The organism is Streptomyces sp. S.PB5 (assembly GCF_030403745.1).
Lineage (GTDB): Bacteria > Actinomycetota > Actinomycetes > Streptomycetales > Streptomycetaceae > Streptomyces.
This window is the reverse complement of sequence record NZ_JAQMWP010000001.1, coordinates 777,362-793,215: the sequence shown is the minus strand read 5'-3', so window position 1 is coordinate 793,215 and position 15,854 is coordinate 777,362. Positions and strand designations below refer to the sequence as shown.

The window sequence follows — 15,854 nt, the reverse complement described above, 5'->3', positions numbered from 1 at the left end:
CGCCGTGGCATTCGCCGCCAGGGGTGGTTTCGGCCGTGACTCCGGGGCGGGTCGGGGAGGGGGCGTCGCCGGAGGGTAGGACGTCTGCGGGAGACCTCGCTCCCGCCCAGTTCCTTCAGCTCCCCCCAGCCCCCTCCCCCAGCTCTGTCCCCGCACCCTTCGGAGACCGGATGAGCGCTCACGACCCGGAGTCGGCCCCATCGGCGACCCCAGCCGTCCCGTCCTTCTACTGTCCGATCCCCTTTGCCGTCCACCCCGGCCATGAGCAGCTCACGCAGGCGAGCATCGGCTGGCTGGAGCGGTACGAGCTCTTCGGTTCCGAGCGCCAGTATCTGCGGCTGACAAGGTCGATGCCGGGGCTGCTCGCCGCGCTGGCCCACCCGCGCGGGACGGACGAAGGTCTGCGGCTCGCCTCGGACTTCCTGATGTGGCTGTACGCGTTCGACGACGAGTACTGCGAGGAAGGCCCGTTGGCCCGCCGCCCCGGTGATCTAGTGGCCACGCTGCGCAGGTTGCTGCGTGCGGTCGAGGTCCCGGAGTCGGACGCGTTCGACCGGGACCGGTACGCGGCCGCCCTGCGGGACATCGCCGTCCGGCTCGCCGGGTGCGCGAGCCCGGCACAGACCAGCCGGTGGGCCGATGCGCTGCGCGCCTACTTCCTCGACCAGGTCTGGTGTGCGCAGCTGCGGGTGCGGGGCGTCGTTCCGTCACTGCCGGACTATCTGCTGATGCGGCTCGCCAACGGCTCGATGGGAGTCACCACGGCGCTGTGCGACGTCGTGGACGGGCTGGAGCTCTCCCCGGGTGAGTTCGGCAGTCCGCGGGTGCGTGCCCTGCGGGAGATGACCTGCGCACTCGTGGGCTGGGACAACGACATCATCTCGTACGAGAAGGAGCGTCGGCGGGTGGGCGACGGTCAGAACCTGCTGGACGTCCTGGCCCGCGACCACCGGTGCGCGCGACCGCAGGCGCTGGCGACGGCTCTGGCGTTGCGGGACTGCGTGATGCGGCGCTTCGTCGGTCTGCTGGAGGAGGTGAAGGGCGGGGCCGGGCCGCAACTGCGGGCGTATGTGGACGGCTTGGCGAGTTGGATCCGGGCCAACCTGGAATGGGGGCAGATCTGTGAGCGCTATCTGGATGTCGAGGGCACGGCCGCCGAGCTCGCTGTGCCGGTGCGGGACCTGCCGCGTTCCGGCCTGATCGGCGTGTACACGGCGACGCCTTCGCCGTCCGCCCCGGAGCGGCTCCACATCCCCGCGGTGTCATGGTGGTGGGACGCCTTCGAGTTCCCGGAGCAGCGGTCCCCGGCGCACTGAGACGGACCGGCGAGGAGCGCGGAAATGCGGTGCGGGAAGCGTCGGTTCCCTGACAGGATCCCGTGGCGTGACCTCAGACGACAGCCCGGCCTGCGAGTTCGTACACGGCTCCGCACACGGCCGCACGCACGGCTCCGCACACAGCCCGGCATCCGGCCGCACACCCGGCTCAACGATCACCCTGCGGCGGGCCGCCGCCCCAGACGCCGCCGAGGTGGCCGACGTCTGGCTGCGCTCGTTCGCCGCCGCACTGCCGAGCGTCGTCAGGCCCCGGTCCGACGACGAGGTGCGGGACTACTTCCGCAACGTGGTCGTGCCGCTGCAGGAGACCTGGGTCGCGGTCGCGGAGGCGGGGGACGAGAGCGGGGTCGTGGGGGTGATGGTGCTGGACGGTGAGGACCTGTCCCAGCTCTATCTCGCCCCCGACTGGCGCGGGCGCGGCATCGGCGACCGGTTCGTCGGACTCGCCAAGGAGCGCCGGCCTCAAGGCTTGTGTCTGTGGACGTTCGAGGTCAACAAGCCGGCCCACCGCTTCTACGAGCGGCACGGTTTCGTCGCCGTCGAGCACACGGACGGCAGCGGGAACGAGGAGCGGGAGCCGGACGTGCGGTACGTCTGGCAGCCCTGAGGCGCCGGCACAGCACAGGCCGGCGAGCAGGACGGCGAGGAACATCCGGGCCACAGGTCGGGAGCCGCGGGGGGTGCGTGCTCCGGGCGTCGGGGACAGCAAGGGGCGACTCCGTTCCTGATGCTGTTCACCGGCGGCTCCGCCGCGGGGCGCGAGCGATCACGAGGCACACGCAGCCGCACAGCCCCCCGTAGCCACCCCTCACCCCGGTGAGGGCCGCCCCGAGGCCCGCCCGGACGACTGTCCCGAGGGCCTCCCCGGGGCCCGCCCAGAAAACCGCTCCGAGGGCCTCCCCCACACCCGTCCCTTGGGCAGCGGCCCCGCATACCCCCCGACCTTGCTGGTCCGCAGCCCCAGCCCCACCAACGACTCCGCCAGTTTCACCGCGGCCCCCACCCCGTCGACCACCGGCATCCCCAGCTTCTCGCCCACGACCCGCTGCAGCCCCGTCATCCCGGCGCACCCCAGCACCAGCACCTCGGCACCGGCCTGCCGGACCTGTTCCGCCGCGGCCAGGAAGGCGGACTCCGTGCGGGCGGCATCGCCGAGGTCCAGCACGTTCAGGCCCGTGCCGATCACGGCGGCGCAGTTGCGTCCCACGCCCGCCAGCTCAAGGCTGTCCTCGATCTGGCCGCAGGAGCGCTCAAGGGTGGTCACCACCCCGTACCGGCGCCCCAGCAGACAGGCCAGATGCGCGGCCGCCTCCGTGATGTCGACGACCGGGACGTCGACCAGTTCCCGGACGCCCTCGCGCCCGTGCTCGCCGAAGCCGGCCATGACGACGGCGTCGTACGCGGGACCCTCGTAGGTTCGCAGGAGGTCGATCACCGCGGCCGCCGAGAGGTAGCTGTCGAGCCAGCCCTCCGCCGACTCGGGCCCCCACGTCGGCGTCAGCCCGGTCACGGCGGTGCCCGGGCCTGCGGCGGCCCGGGCACCTCGTACGATCTCCTCGGTCATCTCCTGCGTGGTGTTGCAGTTGGTGACGACGATCCGCACTCCGCTCAAGCCTCCACAGCCGCTCGCTCGTTCCGGCACAGCAGCGCGTACAGACCGGCCGCCAGGGCGGTGCCGATGAACCAGGAGTACGGGGCCACGTCGCTGAACGTCTTGACGAGCGCGAGGACCCCCGCGACGGCCGCCGCAGGCAGGAACGCCCACAGCGCCTTGGGATTGACGCCCTTGCGGTAGTAGTAGCGGGAGCCGGGGGTGGCGTCGAAGAGTTCGTCCACGTCGACGCGGCCCTTCTTGACCCAGTAGTAGTCGAGCATGATCACGCCGAACAGCGGGCCGAGGAAGGCACCGAGGCCGCCGAGGAAGTAGTTGACGACCGTGGGGTTGGAGAAGAGGTTCCACGGGGTCACGAGCAGCGCGGCGACCGTGCTGATCATGCCGCCGACCTTGAACGTGATCTTCTGCGGCCAGACGTTGGCCAGGTCGTACGCCGGGGAGACGAAGTTGGCGACGATGTTGACGCCCATGGTGGCGATGGCGAAGGTCAGCGCGGCGAGGACGAGGACCCAGGTGTTGCCGACCTTGGCGACCAGTTCGGCCGGGTCGGTGATGGCCTCGCCGAAGACCTCCAGCGAACCGGCCGTCACGATCACCGAGACGACCACGAACGCCGTGGAGTTGATGGGCAGGCCCCAGAAGTTGCCGCGGCGGACGGTCTTGTAGTCCGGCGCGAAGCGGGAGAAGTCACAGAAGTTGAGCATCAGCGTGCCGTACGTGGCGAGGATCAGCCCGATCGCGCCGAACCACTGCCGCCACTGCTCGCCCACCGAGACCGGGTGCGGGGTGGAGGTCAGGGAGATGGTCCAGTCGGCCTTCGCCAGCACCCACACGGCGAGCGCGATCATGACCACCCAGATCGCGGGTCCGCAAAAGTCCTGGAACTTCCGCACGGACTCCATGCCCTGACTGATGATCATCGCCTGGATCAGCCACAGCGACACGAAGGAGACCCAGCCCAGCGCGTCCAGACCGAGGAAGGAGCTGTGCGTCCAGGACTCCAGGCCCGGCCAGGCGGCCAGCAGCATCACATTGACGGCGACGGAGGCGAGGTAGGTCTGGATGCCGTACCACATGATGGCGATCACGGCCCGGATGAGGGCCGGGATGTTGGCGCCCCAGACGCCGAAGCTGATGCGGCTGACGACGGGGAACGGCACGCCGTGGCGCTGGCCGATCTTCCCCATCCAGTTCATGCCGATGTAGATGAGCACGAAGCCGACGAGCAGCGAGGTGAAGACCTGCCACACGTTCATGCCGAGGACCAGCAGACCCGCGGCGAACGTGTAGTTGCCCAGGTTGTGGACGTCGGACATCCACATGGCGAAGAGGTCGAAGACCTTCCAGTTCCGCTTCTCGGCGGGCGCGAGGTCTTCGTTGGTGAGCCGGGGGTCGGGGACGAACGCTGGCGCGCCGGTGACTTCGGCGCGGTCGGCTAGGGACACGGAGGCCTCCATGGACGGGGACGGAGGAGGGGCGACAGCGACCTGGCAACCAATTTTGGTATACCAAACTGCGGTCATGGTCCTCCCGTCAAGCGTTCCGGCCGATGTCGTGTCCGTTAACGCTCCGTAAAACACCTCCGGCGTCGGCGAAGATTGCTCCATGAGCTCCGCAACGAACATCGAACCCCTGGGCGCCGTCCGCGAGCGCGTCCTGGCCACCCTGCGACAGGAGATCATCGCGGGCCGGCTGCGGCCGGGCGACCGACTGGTGGAGCGGGAGCTCGCCGAGCGCTTCGGGGTCTCCCGGGTGCCGGTCCGCGAGGCGATCCGGGCCCTGGTCACCGAGGGCTTCGTCCACTTCGAGACGCCGCGCCGCACCGTCGTACGCCGGCTGACCCCCAACGACGTCAAGGAACTCTTCGAACTCCGCGAGGCGCTGGAGGTGTACGCGGCAGCTCTCGCCGCGGCCCGCGCGACCCCGCAGGACCTGGCCGAGGTCGAACAGCTCCTCGACCAGGCGGCCATCGCGACCGAGGCCGGCGACGCGGAGACCATCACGGACGTCAACAGCCGACTGCACGACAGGATCGTGGCGATGGCCCGCAACAGCCTGCTGATAGAGGCCCTCGAACCGGTCGCGGGACGGCTGCGCTGGATGACCCGCCGGAACGAGGAGTGGCCCCAACTCCTCGTCGAACACCGCGAGTTGTACGAGGCCATCGCCTCCGGCGACCCGGAGCGGGCCCGCGCGCACGCCCTCGCGCACGTGCGGACCAACTACGAGTCGACCGTACGGCACCTGTTCGGCGAGGACGCGGAACTCACCTAGTCGTTCACCCCCGCGCGTACTTGTCCGTCGCCGCCACCAGCGCCTCCCCCACGCCCGGCGCCCCCGCGTTGTGCCCCACGTCGTCGATGACCACCAACTCGCTGCCGGGCCAGGCCTGGTGGAGCCGCCACACGATCCCGAGCAGGTTGCCGAAGTCGAGGCTGCCCTGCACAAGGGTCCCGGGAATGCCCTTCAGCAGCGGGGCGTCCCGCAGGACGACACCGTCCTCGTCGCCCTCACCGAGAAAATGGCCGTTGCCGAAGTAGTGCGTGACAGTACGGGCGAAGCCCATCCGGAACCGCTCGTCCTCGAACCGCGGCACGGATCGTGGCGGTGCGGGGACGCACGCCGTCTCCCAGTCCGTCCAGGCCCGCGCCGCCCGCGCCCGCACCTCGGGGTCGGGCGACTCGATGAGCCGGTTGTAGGCGGCGGCGAGGTTCCCGTCCCGTTCCCCGGGCGGCAGCTCCGCCAGGAACCGCTCGAAGGCCTCCGGGAAGATCTGCCCAAGTCCCCTGGTCAGCAAGGTGACTTCGGCATCGGAGCCGGTCGCGACCCCGGTCAGCACCAGCTCGCTGACCGCCGCCGGATGCGTCTGCGCGTACCGCAGCCCCAGCACCGACCCGAACGACACCCCCCACACCAGCCATCGCTCGATCCCGAGGCGCGCCCGCAGCAGCTCCAGGTCGGCGATGAGGTGCGGCATCGTATTGACGCGCATGTCGGTGTCGTACGCGCTCGCCGGCGGCGTCGAACGCCCGGCGCCGCGCTGGTCGAGCAGCACGATCCGGTACTCGGCCGGGTCGAACAGCCGCCGGAAGTACGGCCCGCAGCCGGACCCCGGCCCCCCGTGCAGCACCACCGCGGGCTTCCCCCGAGGGTTCCCGCAGGTCTCCCAGTAGACGCGGTTTCCGTCACCGACGTCGAGCATGCCGTGGTCGTACGGTTCGAGGTCCGGGTAAAGAGGCATCCGGCGACCCTAACTCCGCTACGGCCGCCCGGTCGCCCTAATGGGTCCCGGCCGCCGTCCGCAGCACGTCCCGCAGCATCTCCGGGGTCAGCCGCCCGGTGAAGGTGTTGCGCTGACTGACGTGGAAGCACCCGAAGAGGCCGATCCCGTCCAGCGCCACCCGCGCCCCGTGCCCGAAGACGGGCCGCGGCCGCGGCACCCGCCACCCCGCCTCCGCGAGCGCGGGCAGCGTGGCCTGCCAGCCGAAGGCGCCGAGCACCACCACGGACCGCAGCGTCGGCCGCAGCAACGTCAGCTCCTGGACGAGCCAGGGCCTGCAGGTGTCCCGCTCCCCCGGTGTGGGCTTGTTCGCGGGCGGGGCGCAGTGCACGGGCGAGGTGACGCGTACGCCGTACAGTTCCAGGCCGTCACCGATGCCGACGGACGTGGGCTGCGAGGCGAGCCCGACGTCGTACAGCGCCTGGTACAGCACGTCCCCGGAACGGTCGCCGGTGAACATCCGTCCTGTCCGGTTGCCCCCGTGCGCGGCGGGGGCGAGGCCGACGATCAGCATCCGGGCGTCGGACGGTCCGAAGCCCGGCACCGGGCGGCCCCAGTACGTCTGGTCGGCGAACGCGGCCCGTCTGGTACGGGCCACCTCCTCGCGCCAGTCGACCAGGCGGGGACAGGCCCGGCAGCCGGCGATGCGCTGGTCGAGGTCGTCGAGCGGGTCCACGCCACCACCGTACGACCGCACCCGCGGCCCGGGTCCAGACCGCCCCGGGCGGCATGGAAATCCCGTCGGGCCGGATGCGGGAGAAGGACTAAGGTCGGGGCATGGCTGCTGAAGGTGCGGAGACCGCCGCGAACGACCTGACCGGCACCCGTGCGGGGGCGGGGCCGGATGCCGAGGTGCCCGGAGCCCCCGCGGCCGATGCCGAGGCCTCCCCCGAGACGCGCACGCCCGGCAAGGGCGACTTCGACCCGGCCGTGGACCCGAAGGTCGCCGCCGCGGTGGCCGCCGCCGAGGCCGCGGGTCCCCAGCACGGCGGGTCCGTCCGCGTCGACAGCTGGATCTGGTCCGTGCGTCTGGTCAAGACCCGCTCCGTCGGAGCCACCGCCTGCAAGGGCGGACACGTCCGCGTGAACGGCGAGCGGGTCAAGCCGGCCCACTCCCTCCACGTCGGCGACGAGGTCCGCCTGGTCCACGAGGGCCGGGAGCGCATCGTCATCGTCAAGCGCCTCATCCGCAAGCGGGTCGGCGCCCCGGTGGCCACCCAGTGCTACGTCGACAACAGCCCTCCGCCCCCGCCCCGCGAGAACGTCGCCCCGGCCGGCATCCGCGACCGCGGCACCGGCCGCCCGACCAAGCGGGACCGGCGCGACATCGAACGCCTGCGGGGGTTGGGCGGCCGCCCCGGAGGGCGCTGATCCCGTAAGGCCGCGCCCGCACACACCGCACCCCTCATACCACGCCCCCCGCACACCGCGCCCTCATAGCGCGCCCCGAGGCCGACACCCCCACCGCACGCACACGGCGACGGCGTCCGGAGCCGGCCCTCAGGCCCTCCGGACGCCACCGCCCTGTGCGTCGATGCCGGTGTCGCTGCCGACCCTTGCCGAAGGGTCGTGCCGCGGCGCCGGTCAGGCGCGTCGTCGTACCAGTCCCAGCAGTCGCGCGTTCTGGTCCCGCCTCGCCCAGGCGATGAGGGCCAGCGGCACGATCAGGATCAGCGGGGTCGCCGCGTTCTCCCCGTCGAAGTAGGAGAGCTGGACGACGAACGCGCCCACCATCAGCGCGCTCAGCGCTGTCGCGGCCACCGACTGCAGCACCGGGATCAACAGGGCCACGGCACCGGCCAGTTCGAGCACTCCGATGGTGTACATCCCCGCGTTGCCCCAGCCCATCTCGGCGAAGCCCTCGGAGGCCGAAGGGTGCGCGATGAGCTTGGGCAGCGCGCTGGCGATCGCGTAGAACAGGGCGAGCACAACCTGCAGGGTGCGCAGGGCGATCCGGGCACGGCGGCCGCGAGGGGTCGCGGACTCGGCGACGACGGTGCGGGACCGGGCGGACGAGGCGGTGGTGACGGGGACGGTGGTCTCGGACATCGGGGTCTCCTGTGAAAAGCGGTCCGTTGTGCTGTCACAGAGGTAGACCGACCCCCACGCGAAAACTCATCGCCGCCCGGCGACCGAATCCGGAACCCGTACCGCAGAGCCGGTCCCGACGGCCACGGCCCGCGCCCCCGCCCGCGCCCTCAGCCCGCGGGCACCGCCCGCGCCCATGTCCCGTCCTCCGTCAGATACTTGTCCACCCGCAGTCCTTCCTCCGCCAGCGCCTCCTCGAACTGCTCCTTGCTCAACGGCCGTGCCAGAAACGTCTGGGTCCACACCGCGTCCGGGAACTCGTACTCCGCCCGCACCGAGTTCACCCCGTCCCCGACCGGTTCCGCCGACACCATCCGGACGGTGTACCCGCTCGGGTCGACCCGCTCGCGCGGCAGGTTCGAGTGGTAGTCCGCGCCCTCCCGCTGGATCAGCACACAGCCGCCCTCCGCGACATGCCGGACGCAGCTCCGCAGCAGCCCCCGCCGCACCTCGACGTCACCGGCGTGCACCAGGAACGACGCGAGCATCACCACGTCGAACCTCTCGCCGAGGTCGAGGCCTTCGATGGGTCCGCATATCGTGCGCGCCCCGCGGACCCGCTCCAGCATCTGCGGGGACTCGTCCACCGCCGTCACCGTGAACCCCCGGTCCAGCAGCGGGTGCGTCACCCGCCCCACCCCGCAGCCCAGCTCCAGGATGTGCGCCCCCGCCGGTACGGCCGCCACGACGATGTCGGGCTCCTCCCTCACCGGCAGCCGCGCGTACAGCTCCACCGCACAACCGTCGGGAGTGATCGCCCCGGGCCCGGTCCCCTCGTACCCCTCACGCATTTTCAGCTCCATGCCCGTCCAACGGACCGCCCCCGCACGGCCGTTCCCCCATCGAACGTCTTCACCCGTACGAGCTACAGCGGCAGCCATCCGCGCCCGATGTACCAGTGCCCTCCGGCCCGCAGATGATCCCCGATCGCGCGCTCCAGCGTCGTACGCCGGGGCAGCCCCGCCACCGGCAGTTCCGGGTCCCCGAACACGAACTGGACCGGCTCCCTGTCGGCCGGCTCGGAGTCCCGGCGGGCGATCCGGAACCGCTCCTGGAAGCGGACGATGTTGGAGTCGGCGGGGAGGTGCTTCTTCAACTGCGGGTCGAGCAGCCAGGAGTGGCACATCGCCGCCCGGTAGGGCTCCTCGGGATGGTGCAGGGCGAAGAACTCCCGCGCCAGCGCCAGGGAACGGTCGCAGGCCGCCGGGGTCAGCGGGCCGAGGAACTCGGGGATGTGGATGTCCAGACAGGGCGTGCCCGCCGTCCCGTCGAAACCGGCGGTCCCGAGCGTCAGCGCCGCGCGCCGCCAGAGTTGCGCCCGCTGGAACTGAAGCCGCCCCAGCTGGTACAGCTCCCCGCGGAAATGCAGCACGAGCCACTGCGGCGACTGCACCCCGCCCCTGCCGTGCCGTCGGCGGTGCAGGGCCATGTGCCGTCCGAGGTCGGTGAGGGTGCGCCGGGAGACATCGGCGGGGACGCCGCGTGCGCGGTGGTACGCGCGCGTGTGCGGAAGCGCCGCGACGAAGACGTACGTGGCGAAGTGGCCGCCCAGCCCCGCGGGCGCCTCGGTGACCCGCTCGCGCAGCTGGAGCCCGTCGCCGTAGTCGACGATCTGCCCCATGTCGCGCACGAGTTCCCCGGCGCACTCCTCAAGGAGCCGCATCGCCCCGGCGTCTGCGGTCAGTGCCCGCCGCAGGGCGATCAGCTCGTCGATGTCCTCGTGCGGTACCGCAAGGTCCAGCAGGACCTCGGCCAGCTCGTCGGCGTCCGGAATCACATGACCCTCCCCTGGTCGGAGCCTTTGGTGCACGTCGCACCGAAGAGTACGTTTCCAGTGAGGAGTGGTGATCCCGATGCGTACGGGCAGTGAGCCGGCGACCGCGCGCAGTGCACTGCGGGCGCGCTTCTGGCTGAGCGTGTGGGGGCTGGTCTGGGCGGTCTTCGGGACGGCCGCCTTCGCACTCGCGGGACGCCCCGGCTGGGCCGTCGCCTGCGGAGTGCTCTGGCTGGTGATCACCGTGGATCTGGCGCTGATCCTCCGGCACATCCGCCAGGGCCCGCACTACCAGCCGGGCCCGGACATCCCGCCGTACCGCCCGCCGGAGAGCCGATAGCCGGCCGGGGCAGCCGTCGGCCGGTGCTCAGGACTCGAACCGGGCCGCCTTCAGATACTGCGGGTTCGGGTCCAGCGCGGCCGCCAGCCGGAAGTGGCGCTTGGCCTGGTCGGGGCGCGACTGCCGCTCGTAGGTGCGGGCGAGCGCGAAGTGCGCGAACGCGTTGTCCGGCTCGCGCTCCAGGACGATGGTGAACTCCAGCTCGGCGGGCCGCAGTTGCGCGGCCGCGAAGAAGGCACGCGCGCGCAGCAGGCGGGCGGCGGTGTTCTCGGGGTGCGCGGCGATGACCTGGTCGAGCAGCTTCACCGCGCCCCGCGGATCCCGTGCGGCGAGCAACTGCTCGGCGGCACGGAAGTCGATGACATGCGTCTCCGGAGTACGTCCGGTCGATCCGCTGGTCTCGGGCACGGCTGAGTCCTTCCCTCACTGCAAGGGTTCAACGCCCGGACCGGGGACCGCTATTCCTGACCGGTCCTGGGACGCCTGGGACGAATCACTGCGCCTGGGACGAATCACCGGCCGCGCGGGCTCTTCGTACGAGTTCGCCCCACACCTCCGCCACGCGTCGCCGCAGCTCCTCCAGCGGTACGTCGTTGTCGATGACGACGTCCGCGATCTCCAGGCGCTTCTCGCGGGTCGCCTGGGCGGCCATGCGCGCGCGTGCGTCCTCCTCGGTCATGCCGCGCAGCCGCACCAGGCGGTCGAGCTGGGTCTCGGGGCTCGCGTCGACGACGACCACGAGGTCGTACAGCGGTGCGAGGGCGTTCTCGGCGAGGAGCGGGACGTCGTGGATCACCACCGCGTCGGAGGCGGCGGCCGACTCCAGCTCGCGGGAGCGGGCGCCGACCAGGGGGTGCACGATCGAGTTCAGCACGGCCAGCCTGTCGGGGTCGGCGAAGACGATCGAGCCGAGTTTCGGCCGGTCCAGGCTGCCGTCGGCGGCGAGCACCTCCCGGCCGAAGGCGTCGACCACCGCCGCCAGCCCCGGCGTGCCGGGCTCGACGACCTCGCGCGCGATACGGTCCGCGTCGATCAGCACGGCCCCGTGCTCGACGAGCAGCCGCGACACCTCGCTCTTGCCGGCGCCGATCCCGCCGGTCAGGCCCACCTTCAGCATGACCGAAAGCTTAGGCCCCACCACTGACGGCGCACCCGGCGGAGGGCCTCGGCCGTCGCGGCCGGGCGGGGGCCGTCAGCCCTCGCCCTCCCGTTCCGCCAGGAACTTCTCGAACTCCCGCCCGATCTCGTCCGCCGACGGAATGTCCACCGGTTCGGCCAGCATGTTGCCCCGGGTCTCGGCGCCCGCGGCCGCGTCGTACTGGTGCTCAAGGCCCTGGACGAGCGCGACCAGGTCCTCGTCGCCCTCCTGGATCTGGCGGTCGATCTCGGTCTGGGTGCGGTGGGCGTCCGTGCGCAGCGAGTGCGCGATGCCCGGCAGGACCAGTCCGGTGCCCGCGGTGATGGCCTCCAGGACGGTCAGCGCCGCGTCCGGGTACGGGGAGCGGGCGATGTAGTGCGGCACGTGCGCGGCGACGCCCAGGACGTCGTGGCCGGCCTCCATGAGGCGGTACTCGACGAGCGCCTCGGCGCTGCCGGGGACCTGCGCCTCGTCGAAGGGGCTGCGGTGGCCCGGGACGAGGTCGTTGCGGTTGCCGTGCGGGGTGAGGCCGACGGGGCGCGTGTGCGGGACGCCCATCGGGATGCCGTGGAAGTTCACCGAGAGGCGGACGCCGAGCCGCTCCACGATCTGCTGGACGGCCGCGGCGAAGCGCTCCCACTCCACGTCCGGCTCGGGTCCGGAGAGCAGCAGGAAGGGCGCTCCGGTGGTGTCCTGGACGAGGCGCACGTCGATGGTGGGCTCCTCGTAGTCCGTCCAGCGGTCGCGCTTGAAGGTCAGCAGCGGGCGGCGGGCGCGGTAGTCCACGAGCCGGTCGTGGTCGAACCGGGCGACGACCTGGTGGGGCAACGTGTCGAGCAGCCGGTCGACGATCTGGTCGCCGGTCTCGCCCGCGTCGATGTATCCGTCGAAGTGGTAGAGCATGACAAGTCCGGCCGATTCCTGGGCGAGCGCCATGTCGACGACAGCCAGGCCCTTCGGCTCCCATGCGTACAAACCCTGCGGATCAAGCACAGTGACCGCTCCTCCTCGTGTTCGTACTGCACAACACCCCCCGGGACGTGGGCATTCCCGTCCACGTCCCTGATCAGCCACGTGTTACCGCGTTCTCATGTCCTGCTCCACCGCGTCACGAGGCCGGCACACGCGCGTGGAGGGCCGTCACCGCCTTGCGGGGGATGCCGGATGTGGGTGACGTCCTGGTCGGTCTCGGTGATGCCGCCGTAGATGCGGTGGTCCGTCCAACGCGGACTGCACGCCGGAGCCGAGGAGACACCGCTGCCGGTGTCGGTGATTTTCGTGACCGCTGCCCCAGTACGTACCCGGTGGGCGCCGATGGCACGCGTGAGCGCCCTCGGTGGTCGAAGCCGAACTCGAACGAGACGGTCGTGTATCCGAACATCTCGACGGGGACGCCGAGTTCACGGCAGTAGTCGAAGGTGACCATCCACTGTGGGATCCGGGCGGTCCGAATCGCAAACGGGTCAGGGCAACGCCAAGGGGCCGCACCTCGAAAGGTACGGCCCCTCAGTCAACGGCTAAGCCTCAGCGGCAAGCGGTTGGTTCAGCTCTGGCCGCCGGCCAGCTTCTCGCGCAGAGCGGCGAGCGCCTCGTCCGAAGCAAGGGCACCGGAGGTGTCCGCACCCTCGGAGGAGTACGAGCCACCGCCCGCGGCCGGAGCCGCACCCGCGGCGTCGCCGCCCTCGGCAGCGGCAGCGGCATCGGCCTCGCGGCTCTTGATGACCTGCTGCTGGTGCTGCTCGAAGCGCTGCTGCGCCTCGGCGTACTGGGACTCCCACGCCTCGCGCTGGGTCTCGTAGCCCTCGAGCCAGTCGTTGGTCTCGGGGTCGAAGCCCTCGGGGTAGATGTAGTTGCCCTGGTCGTCGTAGGACGCGGCCATGCCGTACAGGGTCGGGTCGAACTCGACCGAGGCCGGGTCGGCACCGAAGGACTCGTTGGCCTGCTTCAGCGAGAGGCTGATGCGACGACGCTCGAGGTCGATGTCGATGACCTTGACGAAGATCTCGTCGTTGACCTGGACGACCTGCTCCGGGATCTCCACGTGGCGCTCGGCCAGCTCGGAGATGTGGACCAGACCCTCGATGCCCTCGTCCACGCGGACGAACGCACCGAACGGAACGAGCTTGGTGACCTTACCCGGGACGACCTGACCGATCTGGTGGGTCCGGGCGAACTGCTGCCACGGGTCTTCCTGGGTCGCCTTCAGCGACAGGGAGACGCGCTCGCGGTCCATGTCGACGTCGAGGACCTCGACGGTGACTTCCTGGCCGACCTCGACAACCTCGGACGGGTGGTCGATGTGCTTCCAGGACAGCTCGGAGACGTGGACCAGACCGTCGACGCCACCCAGGTCCACGAAGGCACCGAAGTTGACGATCGAGGAGACCACACCGGAGCGGACCTGACCCTTCTGGAGGGTCGTGAGGAACGTCTGGCGGACCTCGGACTGGGTCTGCTCCAGCCAGGCACGGCGGGACAGGACCACGTTGTTGCGGTTCTTGTCCAGCTCGATGATCTTCGCCTCGAGCTCCTTGCCCACGTAGGGCTGGAGGTCGCGGACACGGCGCATCTCGACCAGGGAGGCCGGGAGGAAGCCGCGGAGGCCGATGTCGAGGATGAGACCACCCTTGACGACCTCGATGACGGTACCGGTGACGATCCCGTCCTCTTCCTTGATCTTCTCGATCGTGCCCCAGGCACGCTCGTACTGAGCGCGCTTCTTGGACAGGATGAGGCGGCCTTCCTTGTCCTCCTTCTGGAGGACCAGGGCCTCGATCTCATCGCCCACGGCGACGACCTCGTTGGGGTCGACGTCGTGCTTGATGGAGAGCTCGCGGCTCGGGATAACGCCTTCGGTCTTGTAACCGATGTCGAGCAGGACCTCGTCCCGGTCGACCTTCACGATGACGCCGTCGACGATGTCGCCGTCGTTGAAGTACTTGATCGTCTCGTCGATCGCGGCGAGGAAGGCTTCCTCGTTACCGATGTCGTTGACCGCTACCTGCGGGGTGGTGGCGGTGGTCTCGGTGCTGCTCGTCATGTGGGAAAGGGCTCCGGTACGGACATTGAAGTCGTAGGTACTGCTACGCCGGGAGCCCGTATCGCTCTGAAGAAGCCGGACAGCCAAGGAAGCGCCCCACCGAGAAAAACTGGTGATGGCGCCTCGAAAACCGAGGGGACATACAACAGATGCGAGCGCAGCCTGCTACGTCTGAGGTGCGCAGGCCCGCAGCGCAACTTGTAGCATACGGGGGCAGCCGGGCAGGGTCAATGCGCGAAGGCGCACACCCGGGGCGGATCGCCGCATACCCGGCACAAGAACTGTCTCTGGAGGCCATCCGGGCCCCGGGACACCTCCTCCGTGACACCCCTGAGGTGACGGATTGGAGGGAAGAGTACGACGAGGGAGCCGATCATCCAAGAGCCCGCAGCGTCCGAGCCGAACGTCACACCGGATGTCACACCGGACGCCGAGACATCCGACTTCGAGTTCGAGCCCGAGGCCACCCGGCGCGACGCGGATGTCTCGGAGAGCTCCCGGGCCAACCGGGGCTGGTGGGACCGCAACGCGGACGAGTACCAGGTCGAGCACGGCACGTTTCTCGGCGACGACCGCTTCGTGTGGGGACCCGAGGGCCTGGACGAGGTGGAGGCCGAGCTGCTCGGCCCGCCGGAGGAGCTCAAGGGCAAGGACGTCCTGGAGATCGGCGCCGGCGCGGCCCAGTGCTCGCGCTGGCTGGCCGCGCAGGGCGCCCGCCCGGTCGCGCTCGACATCTCGCACCGCCAGCTGCAGCACGCCCTGCGCATCGGCGGCGGGTTCCCTCTGGTCTGCGCCGACGCCGGTGCCCTTCCCTTCGCGGACGCCTCCTTCGACCTGGCGTGCTCGGCCTACGGGGCGCTGCCCTTCGTCGCCGACCCGCGTCTGGTCCTGCGTGAGCTGCACCGCGTGCTGCGTCCCGGCGGCCGCTTCGTCTTCTCGGTGACCCATCCGATCCGCTGGGCGTTCCCCGACGAGCCGGGCCCGGAGGGGCTGTCCGTCGCCGCCTCCTACTTCGACCGGACTCCCTACGTCGAACAGGACGAGCAGGGCCGCGCGGTGTACGTAGAGCACCACCGCACGATCGGCGACCGGGTGCGCGACATCGCGACGTCGGGCTTCCGCCTGGTGGACCTGGTCGAGCCGGAGTGGCCGGCCTGGAACACCTCGGAGTGGGGCGGCTGGTCGCCGCTGCGCGGCAACCTGATCCCGGGCTCGGCGATCTTCGTGTGCGAGCGGGACTGA

Annotated in this window: 17 protein-coding genes; 6 read left to right on the top strand and 11 right to left on the bottom strand. The window is 70.8% G+C overall.

Annotation, left to right across the window (positions count from 1 at the left end):
- Nucleotides 1-170 precede the first annotated feature (170 nt).
- Together PH203_RS03570 and PH203_RS03565 are read left to right on the top strand one after the other, a co-directional pair.
- Nucleotides 171-1,316, top strand: a complete 1,146-nt coding sequence (locus PH203_RS03570) for a terpene synthase (protein WP_289915924.1) — start codon at nucleotides 171-173, stop codon at nucleotides 1,314-1,316.
- Nucleotides 1,317-1,491: 175 nt separating this feature from the next.
- Nucleotides 1,492-1,944, top strand: coding sequence for a GNAT family N-acetyltransferase (locus tag PH203_RS03565; RefSeq protein WP_289916627.1), 453 nt, complete (start codon nucleotides 1,492-1,494; stop codon nucleotides 1,942-1,944).
- 201 nt (nucleotides 1,945-2,145) lie between these two features.
- Here PH203_RS03565 and PH203_RS03560 read toward each other — a convergent pair whose 3' ends face one another.
- Nucleotides 2,146-2,940, bottom strand: a complete 795-nt coding sequence (locus tag PH203_RS03560) for an aspartate/glutamate racemase family protein (protein WP_289916623.1) — start codon at nucleotides 2,938-2,940, stop codon at nucleotides 2,146-2,148.
- 5 nt (nucleotides 2,941-2,945) lie between these two features.
- Entirely contained in the window at nucleotides 2,946-4,397 is a 1,452-nt protein-coding gene (locus PH203_RS03555) for an NCS1 family nucleobase:cation symporter-1 (RefSeq protein WP_289915922.1), read from the bottom strand.
- Nucleotides 4,398-4,557: 160 nt separating this feature from the next.
- Between PH203_RS03555 and PH203_RS03550 the strand changes: the two genes are divergently transcribed.
- Nucleotides 4,558-5,226: a GntR family transcriptional regulator gene (locus tag PH203_RS03550; RefSeq protein WP_289915921.1), complete on the top strand. Its 669-nt coding sequence runs from the start codon at nucleotides 4,558-4,560 to the stop codon at nucleotides 5,224-5,226.
- 4 nt (nucleotides 5,227-5,230) lie between these two features.
- Here the strand turns inward: PH203_RS03550 and pip are convergent, their stop codons facing one another.
- Complete coding sequence (gene pip / locus PH203_RS03545; RefSeq protein ID WP_289915918.1) at nucleotides 5,231-6,193, bottom strand: prolyl aminopeptidase; 963 nt, start codon at nucleotides 6,191-6,193, stop codon at nucleotides 5,231-5,233.
- A 37-nt stretch (nucleotides 6,194-6,230) separates the two neighbouring features.
- Nucleotides 6,231-6,908 (bottom strand): uracil-DNA glycosylase, encoded by a 678-nt coding sequence (locus PH203_RS03540; RefSeq protein WP_289915916.1) that lies wholly within the window; start codon nucleotides 6,906-6,908, stop codon nucleotides 6,231-6,233.
- A 101-nt stretch (nucleotides 6,909-7,009) separates the two neighbouring features.
- Between PH203_RS03540 and PH203_RS03535 the strand changes: the two genes are divergently transcribed.
- The gene (locus PH203_RS03535) at nucleotides 7,010-7,603 is read left to right on the top strand and encodes an RNA-binding S4 domain-containing protein (RefSeq protein ID WP_289915913.1); all 594 of its coding nucleotides are present in this window, start codon (nucleotides 7,010-7,012) and stop codon (nucleotides 7,601-7,603) included.
- A 213-nt stretch (nucleotides 7,604-7,816) separates the two neighbouring features.
- Here PH203_RS03535 and PH203_RS03530 read toward each other — a convergent pair whose 3' ends face one another.
- From PH203_RS03530 to PH203_RS03520, 3 genes are all read right to left on the bottom strand, one after another.
- Nucleotides 7,817-8,281 (bottom strand): DoxX family protein, encoded by a 465-nt coding sequence (locus tag PH203_RS03530; RefSeq protein ID WP_289915911.1) that lies wholly within the window; start codon nucleotides 8,279-8,281, stop codon nucleotides 7,817-7,819.
- Nucleotides 8,282-8,430: 149 nt separating this feature from the next.
- Nucleotides 8,431-9,111, bottom strand: a complete 681-nt coding sequence (locus PH203_RS03525; protein ID WP_289915908.1) for a class I SAM-dependent methyltransferase — start codon at nucleotides 9,109-9,111, stop codon at nucleotides 8,431-8,433.
- Between the two features lie 74 nt (nucleotides 9,112-9,185).
- Nucleotides 9,186-10,097: an acyltransferase domain-containing protein gene (locus PH203_RS03520; protein ID WP_289915906.1), complete on the bottom strand. Its 912-nt coding sequence runs from the start codon at nucleotides 10,095-10,097 to the stop codon at nucleotides 9,186-9,188.
- A gap of 76 nt (nucleotides 10,098-10,173) precedes the next feature.
- On the opposite strand from PH203_RS03520, the gene PH203_RS03515 reads away from it, so the two are divergent.
- Nucleotides 10,174-10,434 (top strand): DUF6343 family protein, encoded by a 261-nt coding sequence (locus PH203_RS03515; RefSeq protein ID WP_289915903.1) that lies wholly within the window; start codon nucleotides 10,174-10,176, stop codon nucleotides 10,432-10,434.
- Between the two features lie 27 nt (nucleotides 10,435-10,461).
- Here the strand turns inward: PH203_RS03515 and PH203_RS03510 are convergent, their stop codons facing one another.
- The 4 genes from PH203_RS03510 to rpsA all read right to left on the bottom strand — a co-directional run bounded on the left by PH203_RS03510 (nucleotide 10,462) and on the right by rpsA (nucleotide 14,612).
- Entirely contained in the window at nucleotides 10,462-10,842 is a 381-nt protein-coding gene (locus tag PH203_RS03510) for a tetratricopeptide repeat protein (protein ID WP_289915902.1), read from the bottom strand.
- An 85-nt stretch (nucleotides 10,843-10,927) separates the two neighbouring features.
- Nucleotides 10,928-11,551: a dephospho-CoA kinase gene (gene coaE / locus PH203_RS03505; RefSeq protein ID WP_289915900.1), complete on the bottom strand. Its 624-nt coding sequence runs from the start codon at nucleotides 11,549-11,551 to the stop codon at nucleotides 10,928-10,930.
- 75 nt (nucleotides 11,552-11,626) lie between these two features.
- The gene (locus PH203_RS03500; RefSeq protein ID WP_289915894.1) at nucleotides 11,627-12,565 is read right to left on the bottom strand and encodes a PAC2 family protein; all 939 of its coding nucleotides are present in this window, start codon (nucleotides 12,563-12,565) and stop codon (nucleotides 11,627-11,629) included.
- Nucleotides 12,566-13,115: 550 nt separating this feature from the next.
- A complete protein-coding gene (gene rpsA, locus PH203_RS03495; RefSeq protein WP_289915893.1) occupies nucleotides 13,116-14,612 on the bottom strand; it encodes a 30S ribosomal protein S1 in 1,497 nt (498 codons plus the stop codon).
- A 372-nt stretch (nucleotides 14,613-14,984) separates the two neighbouring features.
- Between rpsA and PH203_RS03490 the strand changes: the two genes are divergently transcribed.
- The gene (locus tag PH203_RS03490) at nucleotides 14,985-15,854 is read left to right on the top strand and encodes a class I SAM-dependent methyltransferase (protein WP_289916621.1); all 870 of its coding nucleotides are present in this window, start codon (nucleotides 14,985-14,987) and stop codon (nucleotides 15,852-15,854) included.